Origin of the sequence: Mycobacterium interjectum, assembly GCF_900078675.2 — a bacterium.
GTDB lineage: Bacteria > Actinomycetota > Actinomycetes > Mycobacteriales > Mycobacteriaceae > Mycobacterium > Mycobacterium interjectum.
Genome location: NZ_LT546237.1, coordinates 4,613,740 through 4,633,540, shown reverse-complemented (window position 1 = coordinate 4,633,540; position 19,801 = coordinate 4,613,740). Strand labels below are relative to the sequence as shown.

13 protein-coding genes and 4 pseudogenes are annotated in these 19,801 nt (G+C 66.9%); 8 read left to right on the top strand and 9 right to left on the bottom strand.

All coding sequences use genetic code 11. The features are described from left to right. The first annotated feature begins 252 nt into the window (after positions 1–252). Positions 253–1,698 (top strand): lipase maturation factor family protein, encoded by a 1,446-nt coding sequence (locus tag BN4348_RS56930; protein ID WP_066917435.1) that lies wholly within the window; start codon positions 253–255, stop codon positions 1,696–1,698. A 20-nt stretch (positions 1,699–1,718) separates the two neighbouring features. On the opposite strand, the gene BN4348_RS59785 is transcribed toward BN4348_RS56930, so the two are convergent. Together BN4348_RS59785 and BN4348_RS56920 are read right to left on the bottom strand one after the other, a co-directional pair. Beyond that, a complete protein-coding gene (locus tag BN4348_RS59785; RefSeq protein WP_160040614.1) occupies positions 1,719–2,186 on the bottom strand; it encodes a PaaI family thioesterase in 468 nt (155 codons plus the stop codon). Positions 2,187–2,291: 105 nt separating this feature from the next. Continuing rightward, a complete protein-coding gene (locus BN4348_RS56920) occupies positions 2,292–5,597 on the bottom strand; it encodes a LuxR family transcriptional regulator (RefSeq protein ID WP_084454684.1) in 3,306 nt (1,101 codons plus the stop codon). A gap of 200 nt (positions 5,598–5,797) precedes the next feature. Between BN4348_RS56920 and BN4348_RS56915 the strand changes: the two genes are divergently transcribed. Next, positions 5,798–6,856: a R2-like ligand-binding oxidase gene (locus tag BN4348_RS56915; protein ID WP_264034605.1), complete on the top strand. Its 1,059-nt coding sequence runs from the start codon at positions 5,798–5,800 to the stop codon at positions 6,854–6,856. An 8-nt stretch (positions 6,857–6,864) separates the two neighbouring features. On the opposite strand, the gene BN4348_RS59780 is transcribed toward BN4348_RS56915, so the two are convergent. From BN4348_RS59780 to BN4348_RS56905, 3 genes and pseudogenes are all read right to left on the bottom strand, one after another. Next, positions 6,865–7,053, bottom strand: a complete 189-nt coding sequence (locus BN4348_RS59780) for a hypothetical protein (protein WP_142308773.1) — start codon at positions 7,051–7,053, stop codon at positions 6,865–6,867. Continuing rightward, positions 7,034–7,429: pseudogene (locus tag BN4348_RS56910) on the bottom strand (DUF222 domain-containing protein); the annotation flags it as partial. The gene BN4348_RS59780 and the pseudogene BN4348_RS56910, both read right to left, overlap by 20 nt. Positions 7,430–7,587: 158 nt before the next feature. Continuing rightward, entirely contained in the window at positions 7,588–9,234 is a 1,647-nt protein-coding gene (locus BN4348_RS56905; RefSeq protein ID WP_066917431.1) for an acetolactate synthase large subunit, read from the bottom strand. Positions 9,235–9,314: 80 nt separating this feature from the next. Here BN4348_RS56905 and BN4348_RS56900 point away from each other — a divergent pair, with 80 nt between their 5' ends. After that, positions 9,315–10,691 carry an NADP-dependent succinic semialdehyde dehydrogenase gene (locus BN4348_RS56900; protein WP_066917430.1) on the top strand — a complete coding sequence of 459 codons (1,377 nt, stop codon included), beginning with the start codon at positions 9,315–9,317 and terminating at the stop codon, positions 10,689–10,691. Between the two features lie 76 nt (positions 10,692–10,767). Here the strand turns inward: BN4348_RS56900 and BN4348_RS56895 are convergent, their stop codons facing one another. The 3 genes from BN4348_RS56895 to BN4348_RS56885 form a co-directional block, all read right to left on the bottom strand. Continuing rightward, complete coding sequence (locus BN4348_RS56895; RefSeq protein WP_066917429.1) at positions 10,768–11,709, bottom strand: R2-like ligand-binding oxidase; 942 nt, start codon at positions 11,707–11,709, stop codon at positions 10,768–10,770. After that, complete coding sequence (locus tag BN4348_RS56890; protein WP_066917428.1) at positions 11,706–12,401, bottom strand: TetR/AcrR family transcriptional regulator; 696 nt, start codon at positions 12,399–12,401, stop codon at positions 11,706–11,708. Before BN4348_RS56890 ends, BN4348_RS56895 begins: the two co-directional genes overlap by 4 nt. A gap of 140 nt (positions 12,402–12,541) precedes the next feature. Beyond that, on the bottom strand, positions 12,542–14,248 hold the full coding sequence (locus BN4348_RS56885; protein ID WP_066917427.1) for an acyl-CoA dehydrogenase family protein: 1,707 nt from the start codon (positions 14,246–14,248) through the stop codon (positions 12,542–12,544). A 98-nt stretch (positions 14,249–14,346) separates the two neighbouring features. Here BN4348_RS56885 and BN4348_RS56880 point away from each other — a divergent pair, with 98 nt between their 5' ends. After that, positions 14,347–15,327, top strand: a complete 981-nt coding sequence (locus BN4348_RS56880) for a phosphotriesterase family protein (RefSeq protein WP_066917426.1) — start codon at positions 14,347–14,349, stop codon at positions 15,325–15,327. Then, a complete protein-coding gene (locus BN4348_RS56875) occupies positions 15,320–16,801 on the top strand; it encodes an AMP-binding protein (RefSeq protein WP_066917425.1) in 1,482 nt (493 codons plus the stop codon). The genes BN4348_RS56880 and BN4348_RS56875 overlap by 8 nt, the downstream gene beginning before the upstream one ends. Here BN4348_RS56875 and BN4348_RS56870 read toward each other — a convergent pair. Beyond that, positions 16,767–18,006: pseudogene (locus BN4348_RS56870) on the bottom strand (acyltransferase family protein). The gene BN4348_RS56875 and the pseudogene BN4348_RS56870 overlap by 35 nt on opposite strands. A gap of 130 nt (positions 18,007–18,136) precedes the next feature. Here BN4348_RS56870 and BN4348_RS61990 point away from each other — a divergent pair. The 3 genes and pseudogenes from BN4348_RS61990 to BN4348_RS56860 form a co-directional block, all read left to right on the top strand. After that, positions 18,137–18,214, top strand: a pseudogene (locus BN4348_RS61990) (hypothetical protein); the annotation flags it as partial. Continuing rightward, positions 18,211–19,509, top strand: a complete 1,299-nt coding sequence (locus tag BN4348_RS56865; protein WP_160040611.1) for a DUF3068 domain-containing protein — start codon at positions 18,211–18,213, stop codon at positions 19,507–19,509. The pseudogene BN4348_RS61990 and the gene BN4348_RS56865, both read left to right, overlap by 4 nt. Positions 19,510–19,518: 9 nt before the next feature. Then, positions 19,519–19,801: pseudogene (locus tag BN4348_RS56860) on the top strand (hypothetical protein); the annotation flags it as partial.

The window sequence follows — 19,801 nt, the reverse complement described above, 5'->3', positions numbered from 1 at the left end:
GCTGATCGCGGCCGGGGCCGCGCTGTCGCGCCATCCCTGGCGCTCGGTCGACGGTTACGCCGGGCATTCGGCGAGCGTGCAACTGCTGGCGCTGATTTCGCTTGCCGTGCTTGCCGCGTCGGTCGTGACGCCCGCGGGCCGGCAGGCGCGGCCGCGCGACGAATGACGCCGCAGGTGTTGGCTACCGGTTTTTCTGCTGCTTGACTGGATATACGGCTCGGTGTGATCGCCGCCGCCCGAGGAGTAACGACCGTGGGATGGTTTTCGGCACCCGAATACTGGCTGGGCAGGCTCGTCCTGGAGCGCGGCGTCGCAGCCATCTACCTGATCGCCTTTTTGGCGGCCGCGCTCCAGTTCCGGGCGCTCATCGGGGAGCACGGAATACTGCCGATACCAAAGTTTTTGGCCAGGCAGTCGTTTTGGCGGGCACCGAGCCTTTTTCAGCTGCGCTATTCCGATCGGCTGTTCGCGGGCGTGTCGTGGCTGGGTGCGGCGCTGGCGGCGGCCATCGTGGCCGGTGCGGCCGACCTGGCGCCGCTGTGGGCCGCGATGCTGGGGTGGCTGGCGTTGTGGGTGCTTTACCTTTCGATCGTCAACGTCGGCCAGACCTGGTACGGGTTCGGGTGGGAGTCGTTGCTGTTGGAGGCCGGATTCTTGATGGTCTTCCTCGGCAACGACCGGGTGGCGCCCCCGGTGCTGACGCTCTGGCTCGCGCGGTTGTTGCTGTTCCGGGTCGAGTTCGGCGCCGGGCTGATCAAGTTGCGCGGCGACCCGTGCTGGCGCGACCTTACCTGCCTGTACTACCACCACGAGACCCAGCCGATGCCGGGGCCGTTGAGCTGGTTCTTCCATCACCTGCCCCGGCCGCTGCACCGAGTCGAGGTGGCGGGCAACCATTTCGCGCAGCTGATCGTGCCGTTCGGGTTGTTCGCGCCGCAGCCGATCGCCAGCGTGGCCGCGGGGATCGTCGTGATCACCCAATTGTGGTTGGTGGCATCGGGCAACTTCGCCTGGCTCAACTGGGTGACGATCTTCCTGGCGTTCAGCGCGATTGACGATTCATCGCTGGCGAGGCTGTTCGGGACGCCCGGGCACCCCTCCTGGTCCGCGCCGCCGCTGTGGTTCGCCGGCCCGGTGATCGCGTTCACCGGCGCCGTGCTGTTGCTGACCTACTGGCCGGTGCGCAATATGCTCTCCTCACGTCAGCGAATGAACATGTCCTTCAACCCCTTTCACCTGGTGAACACCTACGGGGCGTTTGGCAGCATCGGCCGCGTCCGGCGCGAGGTGGTGATCGAGGGCACCGACGAGGAGCGGCTGACCCAGCACACCGTGTGGAAGGAATACGGGTTCAAGGGCAAGCCCGGTGCCGTGGGTCGGATGCCGCGGCAGTGGGCGCCGTATCACCTGCGCCTGGACTGGCTGATGTGGTTCGCTGCCATCTCGCCCGGCTATGCGGGGCCGTGGCTGGTCCCCCTGCTGCAGCGGCTGCTGCGCAACGATCGGCCGACACTGCGCCTGTTGCGGCGCAACCCATTCCCGGATTCACCGCCCCGGTATGTGCGCGCGCAGCTCTATCAGTACCGGTTCACCACGCTGGCCGAGCTGCGCCGAGATCGGGCGTGGTGGCACCGCACGCTGATCGACGAATACCTGCCGCCGATCGCGGTGGACGCGGGCGGCAACGCCGACCCCTAGACCGTTCAGCCAAGAAGCCGTCAGGCCAATCGACCGAGGTCGGTGATGAGCTGCGACACCACCGTGATCGTGGCGATTCGGCGCCCCGTGTCGTCGTCGAGCTCCGCACCGAGCACGGCGTTCGTCTTGGTCAACTTGAGCACCCGCCCCGCCGCCACGTAGCTTTTCGCCGTTCCGCCCCGCAAGATCGTCACCGTCATGCTCAGCGTCGGGCAGGGGTAGCCAGTGACCAGCGAACCGCAGTGCGTGGCGGTCTGGTCCAGCATCTCGGCGATCGAACCGCCGCTCAGCTGAGCGAAATTGAAGGCGGATGGACTCGGCTCGTACGACATTCGTAGCCACCGCTCTGCGCGACTCCCGTCGAGATATTTGGCACGCAAGGCCGAAAGATTGGGCGTCAGATGCTGATTGGCGTGTTCAACCCACTGTGCGTCGGAGAAGGCGAGACCGGGTTCACCGAATAGTCCGAGGTATCCACTGACGTCCATGGCTCTGACTCCTTTAGCGTTGTGCGGGCAGCGATCTCCGTGTGGTACGGCTGGCTCGTCGAGGCTAGTCGACGCATAAACTGACATGCGGTCGTCAACGCCCGCTCAGGGTTGCCGTGCAGCCTCATTGGCGAGTTGAAGGCGTGAAGTGATGCCCAGCTTTCGGTAAATGTGATTGAGATGGGCTTGTACCGTTCGTGGCGAGATCAACAGCTTCGTAGCGATGTCTTTGTTCCCAAGTCCATCACTCACCAACTTCACGACTTCAAGCTCTGTGGGCGTCACAGCCGCCCAACCGCTGGACGGCCGTTTGCGTTCACCGCGACCTCGCCGAGCATATTCGATCGCTTCCTCGGTGGACAGCGCAGCTCCCTCTGCCCATGCGGCCTCAAACCCGTTGTCGCCCATAGCGTCATCCAGGGCTGCAACCAATGCTTGATGCGCACCGTCGTAGATCAGAAAGCGGACTTCGCCGGTCCGGTCTCTCATCGCATGAGCGGAGCCCAACAGCCGCGCCGCTTCCCGATCGCTGCCGGCTTCGGCCGCTACAGCTGCGAGGCACTCCATGGTGTCGGCAATACCCCATTGCGCGCCGGTACCGGACACCCGGACCAGTGCTTCATGCGCGGCCAGCTCGGCATGCGCGAAGTCACCTTCGGCCGCCGCGATCCGGGCGCGCGTCGTCAGCGCCATGGCCGCATTCCATCCGCTTGCCGCACGAACTGCTTCGTCGGCGCACCGTCGAGCCGTCGCCAGGTCGCCCTGGACCAGCGCTACCTCTGCGATGGGATTCGCGAACAGCGCGAGAAATTCACGCCGTTGGCTGAGTCGCTGTCGGGCAATCTCACTGGCCTGCGCTGCCGCATCGACATCGCCCGCGGCGAGGGCGGCCACCGCCAGCCCCGCATGCCCGAACCCCTCCATGAAGTCGCCGAGTCGCGTTGCTTGCTCGACCGCGACCGCGGCCGTGGCGCGGGCCGCCGCGGTGTCGCCCCGAAACGCGAGCGCCATGGTGCGGCCATATCGGCCGGCGAAGCTGAACAGCGGGTCCGGACATGCGTCGCCATCCGCGATCACCTCATCGAACTCCCGAATGGCCTCGTCGAGCTCGCCGAAATGCATCTGCGCCATCCCGAGGTTCCAGCGGCAGTGACGGGCGACGAACTGATCGCCGATCGACTCCGCGATATCGCGGCCCTCTTCAGCGGCCGCACGCTCCGTCCTCGCATCACCCGCAAAGAGGGCTGCGAAGGCACGGAACGGCATGATCTGACACAACGATGCCGAATCGTCCAGTGATCGGGCGAGGTCGATGGCCTGCGTGAAAGACTCCCCGTTGAATTGTGCGCTATACGCCGACACGGAGCACCACGCGATCAACGCTTTGAGCAGCAGGGCCGGTTCGCCGATGTCACGTGCCAGTGCGAGGGCATCTGCCGCCGCGTCTTTGCTTCCGGGATCAACCACCGCGTTGTTCATCATGATGCGGTCGGCCATCGCGCGTACCCGCAAGACCGGCGCGATATCCGAGCCTTGCGAATCGGCGGTCGATAGGGCGGCATCAAACCAGGCGAGCCCCTCTTGAATCCTGCCCCGACGCCGCCACAGTGGCTGTAGGAATGAGGCAAGGGCAAGCGCCGCTTCTGGTTCCGATTGATCCAGTGTCCAGCCGAATGCTGCGCGAAGATTGTCGATTTCGATGTCGGCCTGCTCGATGCGCCGCTCAAGCTCAGCGGGCACCGAAGTCTCGAGCATGGCCGCGAGCCACGCGTAATAATCGCGATGGCGCGACCGCACGGTCTCGGCCTCACCTGCGTCGCTGAGTTTTTCCTGGGCGAACTGGCGCACCGTCTCCAGCATCCGGTATCGGGTGCGGCCCCGACGGCCCTCGGCGATCACCAGCGACTTATCCACCAGCAGGCTCAGCTGATCCAGGACCTGGTGGCGCTTGAGTTCCCCGCAAGCTGCAACCAGTTGGGCGGCATCAAGGTCGAACCCGCCCACAAACCCCGCCAACCGACGGAATAAGACGCGTTCAGGTTCGGTCAACAGCGCGTGCGACCAGTCCACGGAGGCAAGCAGGGTCTGCTGACGTTGCACCGCGCTCCGGGCTCCGGTCAAAAGGCGAAAGCGGTCGTGCAAACCGTCGAGGATTTCGACCAGTGACAACGCACGTACCCGGGCGGCGGCCAGTTCGATCGCCAACGGGACTCCATCAAGGCGCCGACATATCTCCATCGCTGCGGCTGCGGTGTCGTCGCCGATGCGAAAATCCGGCCGAGCGAGAGCCGCACGGTCGGCGAATAATTCGAGGGCCTCGTCGGCTATCGCCAGTGACGGCACCCTCCAGATGATCTCTCCGGTGACGCCAAGCGGCTCACGGCTGGTGGAAAGCAGGGTCAGGTTGGGGCACGCGGCCAACAGAGCGCCGCTGAGCCGCGCACATGCATCGAGCAGATGTTCGCAGTTGTCCAACACGATGAGCATGTGGCGACTGGCCACCGAATGAATCAGGTTGTCGATTCCGGCGCGGCCAGGCTGGTCAAGCAAACCAAGCGCTCGGGCGACGGTGGGCGCAACCATATCGGTGGCACCGATCGGTGACAGATCGACATACCACACGCCGTCGTGGACCTCGGCGGCTAGCCGGGACGACAGTTCTTGAGCCAAACGGGTTTTACCGATACCCCCCGCCCCGGTAAGCGTCAAAAGCCGACCGCCGGCCAACAGCTGTCGGACGTCGTTGAGCTCTCTGGCCCGTCCCACGAAACTGGTGAGCTGCATGGGAAGGTTATAGGGAACAGCGGAAATCGTGCGCAGCGGTGGGAACTCGGTGTTCAGGTCGGGGTAGCACAGTTGGGCGATCCGTTCGGGCCGGGGCAGATCGCGCAAATGGTGTATACCGAGATCGGTCAGGCACGCACCGGCGGGAAGGTGGTCGATGACCAGATCGGCGGTGGTGCCGGATAGCACAGTCTGGCCGCCGTGCGCCAGATCGCGGACTCGGGCCGCTCGGTTGATAGTGGGCCCGACGTAGTTGGCATCATCGCGCAGTTGCACTTCACCTGTATGCACGCCGATGCGCAACTTGATGGGCGCCAGCGCTGCCCTCTGCAGTGCTAACGCACACGCCACTGCGTCACTCGCCCGGGCAAATGCGACCACGAAACTGTCGCCCTCGCCCTGCTCGATCGGGCGGACGCCGCGGTGCGCTGTGACGGCCTCCGACAATATCCGATCAAGGATGGCGATAGCGGCCGTCATATCGCTTGGGGCGGAATCCCATAGCCGGGTAGATGCCTCCACATCCCCCATCAGCAGCGTCACCGTTCCGGTCGGGACCAACTCGCTCACCCCGAGATCACTCCACTCAGACAGTGACGCCACCGCACGCCCGTCGATATCTCTCATGCTCGCCACGATGCAGCCAACGACGATCACAAACATCGGCCAAAAGGCCTATATTCCCCCGCGACCGTGACTTCCTCGCGGGTAGGAACCCCATGTGCTGACCGGACGACCGCTGCATCCACGGCTACGCACCGGCAGTTGCCGGAAAATCTACGAGTTCACCGCGCCTGTTTCTAGGCTTCCCGGCCGATGATCTTGGCGTGGCGTCGCCGGACAATCGATTTCGACGAGCTGCGGCAGAAGGCCCGTACAAAGCACACGGCGCCCGTTGGCCCGCGCTCGCAACTATGTACACGACTGAGGGACCAAATTCGATGACACGCACATGTTACGGCTCGCTGGCCACCGGCGGGCTCAATTGGAACAGTCTGCCACTCAGGCTGTTCTCCGGTGGCAACCGAAAATCCTGGGACCCCAACGATATTGACTTCTCGCGTGATCGGGCAGACTGGGAATCACTTTCGGACCGGGAACGCGACTACGCTACTCGGCTCTGTGCGGAGTTCGTGGCCGGGGAGGAAGCGGTCATGAACGACATTCAGCCGTTCATGGCCGCGATGCGGGCCGAAGGGCGGCTGGGCGACGAAATGTATCTGACGCAGTTCGCATTTGAGGAAGCCAAGCACACGGTGGCGTTCCGGCTGTGGCTCGATGCCGTCGGTGTCACCAGCGACCTCCACCGTTACCTCGATGAGTTGCCGGCATATAAGCAAATCTTCAACAAAGAACTTCCCGAGGCGCTCAACGCCCTCGCCGTCAATCCCGCACCGGCCATCCAGGTTCGCGCGTCCGCCACATACAACCACATCGTCGAGGGCATGATGGCCCTCACTGGCTACTACGCCTGGCACAGGATTTGCGCTAACCGCGGCATTCTGCCCGGCATGCAGAAGCTGATCCGGTGCGTAAGCGACGACGAACGGCGCCACATGGCGTGGGGCACCTTCACTTGCCGGCGTCACGTCGCCGCCGACGATGCCAACTGGGCGGTGTTCGAAACGCGGATGAACGAGCTCATCCCGCTGGCACTACGCCTCAACCGGGAAGTCCACGCTCTCTACGACGGCGAGCTACCATTCGGCCTGTCGGGAGACGAGTTCAATCAGTACGCCACGGACAAAGGCATGCGACGGTTCGGCACGATCAGCAGCGCACGCGGACGTCAAGTCGGCGAGATCGATGTCGACTACTCGCCGCTGCAATTGGAAGACACGTTCGCCGACGAGGACCGGCAAGCCCTGGCCGAGACCGATACGTGAAGTCTGCACTAACGGAACCGCAAGCACGCGAGGCCTTCGGGCTTTCCCGCCGTGCCTGCGAGCCGTCCGCCCTCGCCGATCAGATACTCCGGGCGAATGGGTGTGCCGGCGAAGAACGACTCCAGGATCTCCCGCGTCCCGGCGACATACCGGGCCTGCGCCGCGAGCACGACTAGATCACGCGACCTCTTCGTCATCGAGTTCATGGAGCAGCTTGTCGGGGTGGTGGAAGTTGTTGGTTCGGGGTTGGCCGCGGTCTAGGTGTGGCGGCGGTATCCATTCGGTGTCACCGTTGGCGCGTTTCCTCGTGGTCCAGCCGCTCGGGTCCAGTGATCGGTGGTGTGGCCCGCAGGCGAACGTCAGATCGTCCATAGCGGTGGTGCGGCACTGCGCTTAGTCGGTGACGTGGTGGACCTCGGAGTAGTAGCCGGGCACCGTGCACCCGGGTGCCGAACACCCGCGGTCCTTGGCGTACAACACGATCCGCTGCCCCGGCGAGGCCAGCCGTTTGGTGTGGTAGAGCGCCAAAGCCTTGCCCTTGTCGAAGATCGCCAAGTAGTGGTGGGCGTGGCGGGGGGGCGTGTCAGATGGTTTGTGTAGCGGTGGCTCCTGATGAATGGAGCCTTGCGCCGGTGTGAGCGGGTCCCCCGACAACACCCGCCGCCAAAATCGCCCCAGATACACACTCGCGGAAAAATCTTGGGCGAAAAAGAAGCCGGGGCGCCGAGCCGCTACAACGTCTCGTCCAACTCCCCAAGCCGGTCGGTCAGCCGCAGGTTCTCGGAGTAGTCGACCGGGCAGCAGATCAGCGACACCTCGTCGTCCTCGAGGGCGGCCCGCAGCGTCGGCAACAGCTCGTCGGCGCTGTCGATCCGATATCCCTTGGCGCCGAAGCTTTCCGCATATTTCACGATGTCGGGGTTGCCGAATTTCACGTAGTAGTGTTCGCCGAGTTCGAGGTCCATCTTCCACTCGATGAGCCCGTACCCGCCGTCCTCCCAGATCAGCACCACCAGAGGTATCCGCTCCCGCACCGCGGTCTCGATTTCCTGCGAGTTCATCAGGAAGGCGCCGTCGCCGACGACGGCCAGCACCTTGGCCTCGGGCCGCGCCAGCTTGACACCGAGGGCCCCAGGTAGCGCAAAACCCATGGTGGACAACCCGTTTGAGATCAAGCAGGTGTTCCGCTCGTAGGTCGGGTAGAGCCGGGCCATCCACATCTTGGTGGCGCCGGTGTCGACGAGGACCACGTCACTGCGGCCCAGCGCCGCGCGGGTGTCGGCGACCACCCGGGCCGGCGCCAGTGGGTAGCGCGAATCCTGTTGTCCGCGAGCGAATTCCTCGGCGAGCAGGCCCGACCCGGGCACGTCGGCGGCGTGGGCGAAGGTGTGGCCGGCCAGCGCGTCCGTCAGCGCGTTCAGCGAATCGCTGATATCGCCGATGATCCCGACGTCGACCGAGTAGTGCGCGTCGACCTCGGCCGGGAAGCGGTGCACGTGGATGATCCTCTTGTCGGCCTGCGGGTTGATCCGGACGGGGTCGAACTCCTGCAGCTCGTAGCCGACGGCGATGACGGCGTCGGCGTTGTCGAACCCGAAGTTGACGTAGTCGTGCCGCATGAACCCCAGCGTGCCGATGCTGTTGGGGTGGTCGTCGGGCATCACGCCCTTGCCGTGGAAGGTGTTGGCCACCTGGATGCCGAACTCCTCGGAAAAGCGGACCAGCGCCTTGGTCGCGTCGGCGCGCGCGGCGCCGTGCCCGGCCAGCACCACCGGCCGCTTGGCGTGGCGCAGGATCTCGACGGCCCGTTCAACCTGGCGGGGCGCCGGCGCGTCGGGGCGAACGACGTTGCGGGGCAACGGCGTCAGGTCGTAGTCGGTCTCGTCGGCATCGATGTGCTCGGGCACCGCCAGGTAGACCGCGGCCGGGCGTTCGGTCTCGGCGACCTTGAACGCCTTGCGGACCATCTCGGGTATGGCGCGTGGGGTCGGGATGCCCGCGGCCCACCGCGTGATGGGGGCGAACATCGACACCAGGTCGACGTACTGGTGCGATTCCTTGTACTCGCGGTCCTGGCCCACCTGGGCGGAGATCGCCACCATCGGGGTGCTGTTGGTGGTCGCGTCGGCGACGCCGAGTTGCATGTTGATGGCGCCCGGGCCCAGGGTCGCCGACACCACCGCCGCCCGGCCGGTGACGCGACCGTACATCTCCGCCATGAACGACGCCGCCTGCTCGTGCCGGGTGAGCACGTACCGGATGCTCGAGGAGGCCAGCGCCTGCACCAAGCGGATGTTCTCCTCGCCGGGCACCCCGAAGACGACGGAAACACCCTCGTTCTCCAGGCACTTCACGATCAGCTGAGCGGCTTTACTCATCCGGCACCTCCCTGGGGGGAACGATAGTGGCAGGCTGGTTGTTGGACGTTTTATCAACCTCGCAAACGAAGGATGTCAGCGTGCCCATCGCCACCATCAACCCGGCCACCGGCGAGACAGTAAAAACCTTCAGCCCCGCAACCGACGAAGAAGTCGACGCCGCCATCGCGCGCGCCTACGCCCGGTTCCAGGACTACCGCCATAACACCACCTTTGCCCAGCGCGCGGGGTGGGCAAACGCCACCGCGGACCTCTTGGAGAAAGAGGCCGACGACGTCGCCGCGATGATGACCCTGGAGATGGGCAAGACCCTCAAGTCCGCCAAGGCGGAGACGCTCAAGTGCGCCAAAGGTTTTCGCTACTACGCCGAGAACGCCGAGAGGCTGCTCGCCGACGAGCTGGCCGACGCGGGCAAGGTCGGCGCGAAAAAGGCCTACACCCGATACCAGCCGCTCGGGGTGGTGCTGGCCATCATGCCGTGGAACTTCCCGCTGTGGCAGGCCGTGCGGTTCGCGGCCCCGGCGTTGATGGCCGGCAACGTCGGCCTGCTCAAGCACGCCTCGAACGTCCCGCAGTCGGCGCTGTATCTCTCCGACGTCATCGCCCGCGGTGGGTTCCCCGACGGTTGCTTCCAGACGCTGCTCATCAACTCCGGCGCCGTCGAGCGCATCCTGCGCGACCCCCGGGTGGTGGCGGCCACGTTGACCGGCAGCGAACCGGCCGGGCAGTCCGTCGCGGCGATCTGCGGCGACGAGATCAAGCCGACCGTGCTCGAGCTCGGCGGTAGTGACCCGTTCATCGTGATGCCGTCGGCGAACCTCGACGAGGCCGTCAAGACCGCAGTCACCGGACGCACCCAGAACAACGGCCAGTCCTGCATCGCCGCCAAGCGGTTCGTCGTGCACGCCGACATTTACGACGCCTTCGTCGACAAGTTCGTCGAGAGCATGCGGGCGCTCAAGGTCGGCGACCCCACCGACCCGGACACCGACGTGGGCCCGCTGGCCACCGAGTCGGGCCGCGACGAAATCGCCAAGCAGGTCGACGACGCCGTGGCCGCCGGCGCGAAGGTGCGCTGCGGCGGCAAGACACCCGACCGGCCGGGCTGGTTCTACCCGCCGACGGTGGTCACCGACATCACCAAGGACATGGCCCTGTACACCGAGGAGGTGTTCGGTCCCGTCGCCTCGATGTACCGCGCGTCGGGCATCGACGAGGCCATCGAGATCGCCAACGCCACCACCTTCGGACTGGGGTCCAACGCGTGGACCAACGACGAGGCCGAACAGGAACGCTTCATCGAGGACATCGAGGCCGGCCAGGTCTTCATCAACGGAATGACGGTGTCCTACCCCGAACTCGGCTTCGGTGGAGTCAAGCGCTCGGGTTACGGCCGCGAGCTCGCGGGCCTCGGGATCCGCGAGTTCTGCAACGCCAAGACGGTCTGGGTCGGCTAGTGGCCACTCCCGCGTGAGCAGACGCAGAATCGCACGATCGGGCGCCCAAGTGGGCGATTCTGCGTCTACTCGCCGTCTAGGCCGACGCGGCCGCCAGCGTCTTCTCGTCCTCGTCGGCGAAGGTGTCCTCGAGTTGCAGGGGCGAGTAGTCGAGGTCGATCTCGCCGACCGGCCGCCCGCGCGCGCTGGAGATCGTGCCGAACCGTCGCATCCCCTTGTCGGCGGCGTACTGCATGGAGTCTTCCACCGACAGGCCGAAGGGCATCGGGTCGTACAGCGCGAAGCCCTCTTCGACGACGCGCAGCCCGAGCGGCATCAGCTCGTTCATCCGCGCTTCGAAGACACCCCAGTTGGCGTCGTCGGCGGCGACGTGGCGCCGGCAGGTGAACGTGCCCCAGGCCATGTGGCGCCGCTCGTCGTCGCCGATGCGGCGCACCAGCTCCTGCATGCCGGGAAGGATGCCGCGTTCCACGCAGATCTTGTGCCAGAGGTAGTAGCCGGTCAGCGCGAGCATCCCCTCGACCATGTGGTTGTAGGTCACCGATGCCCGGACCTGGGCGGCCGGAGACGGATCGGTGGCCAACGCGTTGAGGCTGTCCGGCAGCTCCTCGTAGAAGATCGTCCGGTAGGTGGGGACATCCTCGAGATAGGCATGTAGGTCGCCGGTGATGCCGACGGCGTCGAGCCACATCCGGAACACCTGGACGTGCTTGGCCTCCTCGAAAGCGAACTGGGTCAGATACATCTCGTCGCCCAGCCGACCCTCGGCCCGCATCGCGGCCATGAACGGCTGAATGTCCTCGGTCACCGCCTCCTCGCCGGCGATGAACTCGGCGCACAGCCGGGTGGCGTAATGGCGTTCGTCGTCCGACAGCGCCTCCCAGTCCGCGCGGTCACGGGAGAAGTCGATGTCGGCGGGATTCCAGAACTTCGCGTTGCCGCCGGCGAATAGGCGCAGCGGCACGCTGTCCCAGTTGAGCCCGCCCGCGACCATCGAGCCCGAATGCGTGCGTGTCATGTGACCTCCTCGGATAGTTGCGGTTCTGGGCTGACACCGGAATTCGCCGCATTCGCGGAGAAGGCCGCGGCCAGCACCGCGACCAGCCGGCGCACGGCCAGTGCCGGCTGCTCCGGTGTCGGCTCGTCCAGACCCAGGATCGGGTCCAGGCCGCGCATGTAGGGCGCCAGCGCCAGGTGCGGGAAGATCATCAGCAGCAGCGAGAGCAGGACGCCGGTGTCGGCGTCCGCACGCAGGTCCCCGCGTGTTTTGGCGGCGTGCACCAGCGGCCGCAACACCTCCAGGTAGTGGCGGTGGATCACGTTGCGCACGCTCACGCGGGCCTCGGTGTCGACCTCGAGGGTCGCCGCGGCGTGCAGCGCTCGTTCGTGCGGATGCTCGGCGTAATAGGCCACCCAGCCGTCGAGCAGGTCGGTGAGATGCTCGAAGAACGGCCGGCTGGGGTCGAGCCTGACGATCAGGTCCTCCATGTAGGCCCGCACCCGCTGGCTGCCGATGTCGGCGATGAACGCGTACAGGTCGCGCTTGTCCGCGAAGTACTGGAACAGGCTGCCCTTGGCGACCCCGGCTTTGCGGGCGATGACGTTGAGGCTGCCCCGCGAGAAGCCGTGCGCACCGAACTCGGCCTCCGCCGCTGCTATCACCGCCGCGCGACGAGCCGGGTCGACGCGCGCCCATGTCACCGTCGGCAATGCGGCCTCCTAGCGTCGATGACCACTGGTCATTCTACGGTGAGCTACGTCACAGTCAAGGGCTTGTGACGCCGGTGTGCGTCGCGGCGCACCGTCGGGCCCGAGTGTGCGGCTGCCCGCAAGCTCGGCGAGATCCCGATTCACGGCCGCATTCGGTAGGCACCGTTGATCGGCAGCACGTGTTCCTTCCAGATCTGCTCGTAGCGCGGCGGGTCGTGGACCGGGCGGCGGATCATCCGCATCGCCAGCCGGGCCTGTTCGTCCGTCGTCGCGGGCTTGTCGCCGAGCTCGACGGCGTAGCCGTTGAAGTCCCGCACCAGCACGGCGAAGATCTCGTCGATCAACGCCTCCTCCACCCCGGACAGCGGGGCCTCTTCCAGGATGAGCTGTGCATACGGCACGGTCGCGAACAACTGGCCCACGGCGAAGGCGAAGTCGATGTCCTTCTGCTGCGCGGCATCCGGGGTGGCGCCGGCCAGCATCTCGGTGAGCACGTCGACCTGCTCGCGCAGCAGCGCGACGTTGGGCAGGTGGGCGAAGCTGTCGAACGGTGCGCGCCAGTCCGCGAACCGCACCTTGCCCAGGCCGCCGGTGGGCCCCTGGGCGAACAGGAACGTGTCGTCGGCGGCGTCGTCGCGGCGGGCGATCACGGGCAGTTCGGCGTTGGGGGCGAACAGGAAGTTGGGCATGAACTTGCCGAGCAGCCCGATGTTGATGTGCACGGTGCCTTCCAGCCGGGGCAGCAGGCCGATCTCGCGGGTGACGGCCTCGAAGAAGGTGTCCTTCTCGACTCCCTTGGCCGCGATGACATCCCACAACGCGGTGATGACCCGCTCACCCTCGCTGGTGATCTTGGCCTTGGTCAGCGGGCTGTAGAGCAGGTAGCGGCGGTCGGCCGCCGACGCGCTGCGCATGTAGTCGCAGGCGCGGGTGGCGACCAGCTTCATGGCGATCAGGCGCACGTAGGCGTCGGTGAGCAGCCGCCGCACATGGGAGAAGTCGGTGACGACGGTCCCGTAGAGGTAGCGGTTGGCCGCGTGGGTGACCGCCTCGTACATGGCGTGGGTGCACATGCCGATCGCGCCCCAGCCCAGGTTGTACTTGCACACGTTGACGGTGTTGAGGGCGGCGTGGAAGGCGTCGGGGCCGCGGTGCAGCATGTCGGCCTCGGAGACCGGGTATTCGCGCAGCGCGTAGTTGGCGACGAAGTTCTGCGAGTTGACCACGTTCTTGATCAGCTCGTAGCGATCGTGCTGGGAGTCGGCGGCGAAGAAGACGTATTCCTGGTTTTTTGAGGTGCCGCCGATCTTGCCGAAGGTCGAGACCATCCGGGCCACGTTGGCGTTGCCGATGTAGTACTTCTCGCCGCTGGCGGTCCAGCCGTGTTCGGACGGCGTCAGGATCATGTCGGTCTGGTAGACGTCGGCGCCGTGCGTCTGCTCCGACAGCCCGAAGGCGAACACCTCGCCCTGCTCGAGCTGCGCGGCGGCCTTGCGCTTGGCGTCCTCGTTGTCGCTCATCCAGATCGGGCCCAGGCCCAGCGCGGTGACCTGGAACGGGTACCAGTAGCTCAGCCCGTAGAAGCCCACGATCTCGGCGAACTCGCTGATCCGGTAGGTGTCCCACCGGCAGTCGCTCGCGCCGTATTCGGCCGGGGTCAGCAGGGACGCGAAGATGCGCTCCCGGCCGACATGGTCGAGAAAGTCGGAGTACCAGACCCGGTTGTGGTCGTCGGACTTCAACCGCGCCTTGCCGCGGGACTCGAAGAAGTCCACCGTCGCGGCCATGATCTCCCCCGAGCGGCGATCCGGGTAGCGGCGTTGCAAGTGATTGGGGTTGAGCAACATGGCGTGGACGGTACTGCACCGGCGCGGCCGCCGGAACGCACCGGACAAAACTGTTGCGCCCTGTTGTTCGCACGCCGAATCGACCTAGCATCAGTCCCGTGTCAGAACTCAATACCGCCCGCGGCGCGATCGATACCGCCGACCTCGGCGTGACCCTCATGCACGAGCACGTGTTCATCATGACCACCGAGATCGCCCTGAACTACCCCGAGGCCTGGGGCGACGAGGAACAGCGGGTGGCCGACGCCATCGACCGGCTCAACGAGCTGAAGGCGCGCGGGGTGGACACCATCGTCGACCTCACCGTGATCGGGCTGGGCCGCTACATCCCGCGCATCGCGCGCGTCGCGGCGGCCACCGAGCTGAATATCGTTGTGGCGACCGGGCTTTACACGTACAACGATGTGCCGTTCCGGTTCCACTACCAAGGCCCGGGCGCGCCGCTGGACGGCCCGGAGATCATGACCGACATGTTCGTCCGCGACATCGAGGAGGGCATCGCCGACACCGGCGTCAAGGCCGGGATCCTCAAATGCGCCACCGACGAGCCCGGTGTCACCCCCGGCGTCGAGCGGGTGCTGCGGGCGGTCGCGCAGGCGCACAAGCGCACCGGGGTGCCGATCTCCACGCACACCCATGCCGGGCTTCGGCGCGGGCTCGAGCAACAACGCATCTTCTCCGAGGAGGGCGTCGACCTGAGCCGCGTGGTCATCGGCCATTCCGGCGACACCACCGACGTCGGCTACCTCGAGGAGCTCATCGCCGCCGGCTCCTACCTCGGGATGGACCGTTTCGGCATCGACCTGATCTCCCCATTCGAGGACCGGGTGAACATCGTGGCGACGATGTGCGAGCGCGGGCACGCCGACAAGATGGTGCTCTCGCACGACGCGAACTGCTACTTCGACGCGCTGCCCGAGGAGCTGCTGCCGGTGGCCGCGCCGAATTGGCATTACCTGCATATCCACAACGACGTGATCCCCGCCCTGAAGGAACGCGGCGTCACCGACGAGCAGTTGCACACCATGCTGGTCGACAACCCGCGGCGCATCTTCGAGCGACAGGGCGCCTATGAGTGAGCCGGTCGCGCCAATCGGTTCACAGATTTCGGCGCTGGCCGCCCTCGCTCCCGACGAGCCGGCGGTCACCTGCGACGGGCTGACCCTCACCCGCGCCGAACTCGACCGTTCGACGAACCGGCTGGCCCGGGCGTACGCCGAGCGCGGCGTCGGCGTCGGGGACTACGTGACGATGGTGCTGCCCAACTCCGTCGAGTGGATCCAAGCCGCGGTGGCGTGCTGGAAGCTGGGCGCGGTGCCCCAACCGCTGTCGGCGCGGTTGCCGGAAGCGGAGTTGCAGGGCCTGCTGGCGTTGCGGCCGCCCGCGCTGCTGGTGGGCCATGACCACCCGCAAATACCAAGCGTGCCAGCGGGATTCACCCCGGACCCGGCGCTGTCCGACGCCGAGTTGCCGGAAGCGGTGTCGCCGGTGTGGAAGGCGATGGGCTCGGGCGGCAGCACCGGGCGGCCCAAGCTCATCGAATCCGGCGGCGACAGCCGGATACCGGCCGCTATCGGCTACCCGCTGGGCGCGCAGGAGGGCGACACCACGCTGGTGCCGATTCCGCTGTCGCACAACACCGGCTTCACCACCGCGACGCTCGCGCTGCTGATGCGCCACCACCTGGTGCTGATGAGCCGGTTCGAGCCGCACCGGTTCCTCCAGCTGATCACCGAGCACCGCGTCAGCTTCCTGACGACGGTGCCGACGATCATGCAGCGCGCGCTGCCCGTCTATCACGCCGCGCCGGGGTCCTACGACCTGTCCTCGCTGCGGCGGTTCTGGCACATGGGCGCGCCCTGCCCGCCCGCCATCAAGGAGGCGTGGATCGAGCTGCTCGGGCCCGAGGTCGTCTGGGAACTCTACGGCGGCACCGAATTACAGGCGCTCACCTTCATCCGCGGCGACCAGTGGCTGACCCACCGCGGCTCGGTCGGGGTGGTGGTGGCCGGGGAGATGCGGGTGCTCGACGACGACGGCAATCCCTGCCCGCCCGGGGTGGTCGGCGAGATCTACATGCGCCCCGCCCCCGGCAGCGCGCCGACCTACCGCTACGTCGGCGTACAGGCCAAGAGCCGCGACGGCTGGGACTCGCTGGGGGACCTCGGCTATTTCGACCAGGACGGCTTCCTGTACCTGTCGGACCGCCGGGTCGACATGTTCACCGTCGGCGGCCGCAACGTCTACCCCGCCGAGATCGAGAACGCGCTGTCGGCGCACCCGGACGTGTTGTCCTGCCTCGTCGTCGGCGTGCCCGACCCGAACGGCGGGGACCTGGGCCAGGTGCCCTACGCCCTGGTGCACGCCGCCGACGGGTCGGCGCTGGACACCGAAAGCGTGAAAGGCTTTCTGCGCGAACGCATCTCATCATACAAGGTGCCGCACACCGTCGAGTTCGTCGACGCCCCGTTGCGTGACGACGCGGGCAAGGCGCGGCGATCGGCGGTGCGTGACGAGATCATGGCGCGATTGCGTCCGCCTCAGCGTCTGTGAGTTGGGGGGCCTGGGTCGACGGGTGCCGCTTCTCCCAGCGGCGCAGCGCCTCGCGGCACGGCGACTCGACCAGCCCGTAGCTGACCGCGGCGATCGCCCAGCCGAAGATCAGCGTCAACACCAGCACCGAGGGCATGCGGCCGGTGAAGGCGAAGGTCCCGAGGACGGGGAACACCATGTCCAGCGCGGCCAGGTGCCAGATGAACAGGCCGTAGGACCAGCGCCCCAACGTCACCATGGCCGTGCTGCCCAGCAGCCGGTGTGCGGTATCGGGCCGGTCCAGCACCAGCGGGGCGACCAGCGCGAAGGCCACCACGGCACCCATCGCCGTCTTCACCGCGAACTGGGCTGGGCTGCCGACGGCCAGGCCCGCCGGCCCGGCCAGCGGGGACGCCGCCACCAGGTAGGCCGCCACCGCGATCACGGCCATCGGCACGCGGCCCCCCTTTTTCTGAGCTAAGCGCACCGGGAAGCCGGTCCCACTGTGGACCCATTCCGCCAGCAACATGCCCGCGGCGAACCAGGAGAAAAACGCCGGCGGCCAGTCCAGCGGGTTGTTCCAGGTTCTGCCGTCCAGCAGAAATACGGGCACCCAGGCCCAGGCGAAGCTGAGCGCCGCCACCGCCGCGAGCGCCGGCACCCGGGCCGCCGTCGGGACTCGACGGGCCAAGGACGCCAGTGCGGGCAGGGCCAGGTAGAAGCCGACCTCGACCGAGAGGCTCCACATCTGGGTCAGGCCCCCGGTCAGCGTGAGCGGCACATAGATCTGGGTGAGCGTCAGGTTGGCCAACCAGACCGTCGGGCTGGCGTGATTCGAGTCGGGCAGCAGGGTGAGGATCACGACGACGGCCACCACGTAGGCCGGCATGATGCGGATCGCCCTGGACCGCAGGTAGTGGCCGGTGCGCGGCCGCGGCGCCAACCCCCGCGCCGCCGCGGCGTGCCGCCGCCACAGCAGGAACCCCGACAACGCGAAGAACACCGCGACGGCAAGGTCGAAGCGGCCGAAGAGGCGGCCGGCGACGCCGCTGGAGTGCCCCGTCTGGAAGGCGACGTGCGTGACGACGACGCCCATCGCCGCGCACGCGCGCATCCCCTCCACGGCGGGCAGGAAGCTGCGGATTCCTCCCACCTGCTGGCCCTCGGTCACGACCACAAGTGTGCCCCTGGTGTGTTGGCCCACGAATCGGGTACACCCGAACCACCCGGTGCCCGGTGCCCGGTGCGCGGTGGGCGGTGGGCGGGGAAGGGCTGCTAAACCGGGGCCTTAAATTCTGCTGTTAGGGTCGAACGGGTTTGCCACGTGGGGATCCATTAGGAGGGCACAGCAACGTGAACCGCGCCGGCGACGATGCAGTGGGGGCACCACCCGCTTGCGGGGGACGAAGCGATGAGGAGGAGCGGCGCACGTGAACCGAGCAGTCATGTTGCGTTACGCCGCATGCGCGATCATCGGACTCGGGGCCGCCCTGCTGATCGCCGCGCTGCTTCTGTCGACCTACACCAGCAGCCGGATCACCAAGATCCCGCTGGACATCAACGCCACGTTGATCTCCGACGGCAACGGAACCGCGCTCGACGCCGCCTCGCTGTCCAGTGACCACCTGGTCGTCAACCAGAACGTGCCGCTGGTGTCCCAGCAGCAGGTCAGCGTCGAATCCCCGGCCAACGCCGACGTCGTCACGCTGCAGGTCGGCTTGTCGGTCCGCCGCACCGACAAGCAAAAGGACAGCGGGCTGTTGCTGGCGATGGTCGACACCGTCACGCTCAACCGCAAGACCGCGATGGCCGTCTCCGACGACACCCACCCCGGCGGCTCGCTGCAGAAGCCCCGCGCCCTCAACGACGACAACCCGCCCACCGCGTGGCCGCTGCGACACGACGGGCTGTCCTACCGGTTCCCGTTCCACACCGAGAAGAAGACGTACCCCTACTTCGACCCGATCGCGCAGAAGCCGTTCGACGTCAACTACGACACCCAGGAAGACGTCAACGGCCTGACCACCTACCGGTTCACGCAGAACATCGGCTACAACGCCGACGGCAAGCTGGTGGCTCCGGTGGCGTACCCGACGCTGTACGCCGACCAGACGACGGACGCAAAGTTCACGGCCTCGGCGGCGATGTGGGGCGTGCAGGGCGGCGATCCCAACGAGCAGATCACCATGACCCGCTACTACGCGGCGCAGCGGACCTTCTGGGTGGACCCGGTGTCCGGCACCATCGTCAAGGAGACCGAGCACGCCAACCACTATTTCGCCCGCGATCCGCTCAAGCCGGAGCTGACGCTGGTCGACTACAAGGTCACCTCGAACGAAGACACCATCGAGGGCCAGGTCAACGCCGCCCGCGATGAGCGCGACCGCCTGGCGCTGTGGTCGCGGGTGCTGCCGATCACGTTCACCGCGGTCGGCCTGATCGCGCTGATCGGCGGCGGCGTGTTCGCCGCCTTCAGCCTGCGCACCGAGAGCGCGCTGACCGACCCGGGCCTGGACCGGTCCGATCAGGAGTTCTTCGGCCGCACCGGGCTCGAGGAACCGGTGCCCGGCGCCGAGGCCGAGACCGAGAAGCTGCCCACGCAGCGCCCGGCCGGGGATCCCGAGTCGCCCGGTTCGGACCCGCCGACCCTGGAATCGGACGAGCCGGCCGAGCCGCGGCCGCCCGACGCCGGACCGCCCGAAGCCCCCGGCCCGCCCGAACGCGCCTAGCCTCCGCGAATGCGCTGGGCCCGGCCGGGGTACGCGCTGGTGCTGGCGCTCCTGGTGGTCGGGCCGCTCCTGGCACCCGGATACCTGCTCCTGCGCGACGCGGTGTCGACGCCGCGGTCGTACCTGTCCGACACCGCCCTGGGGCTGACGTCGGCGCCGCGCGCGACGCCCCAGGATTTCGCGGTGGCGCTGGCCTCGCATGTGGTCGACGGCGGCGTCGTGGTGAAGGCGCTGCTCGTGGCGGGGCTGTGGCTCGCGGGATGGGGCGCGGCCCGGCTGGTCGCCGCGACAA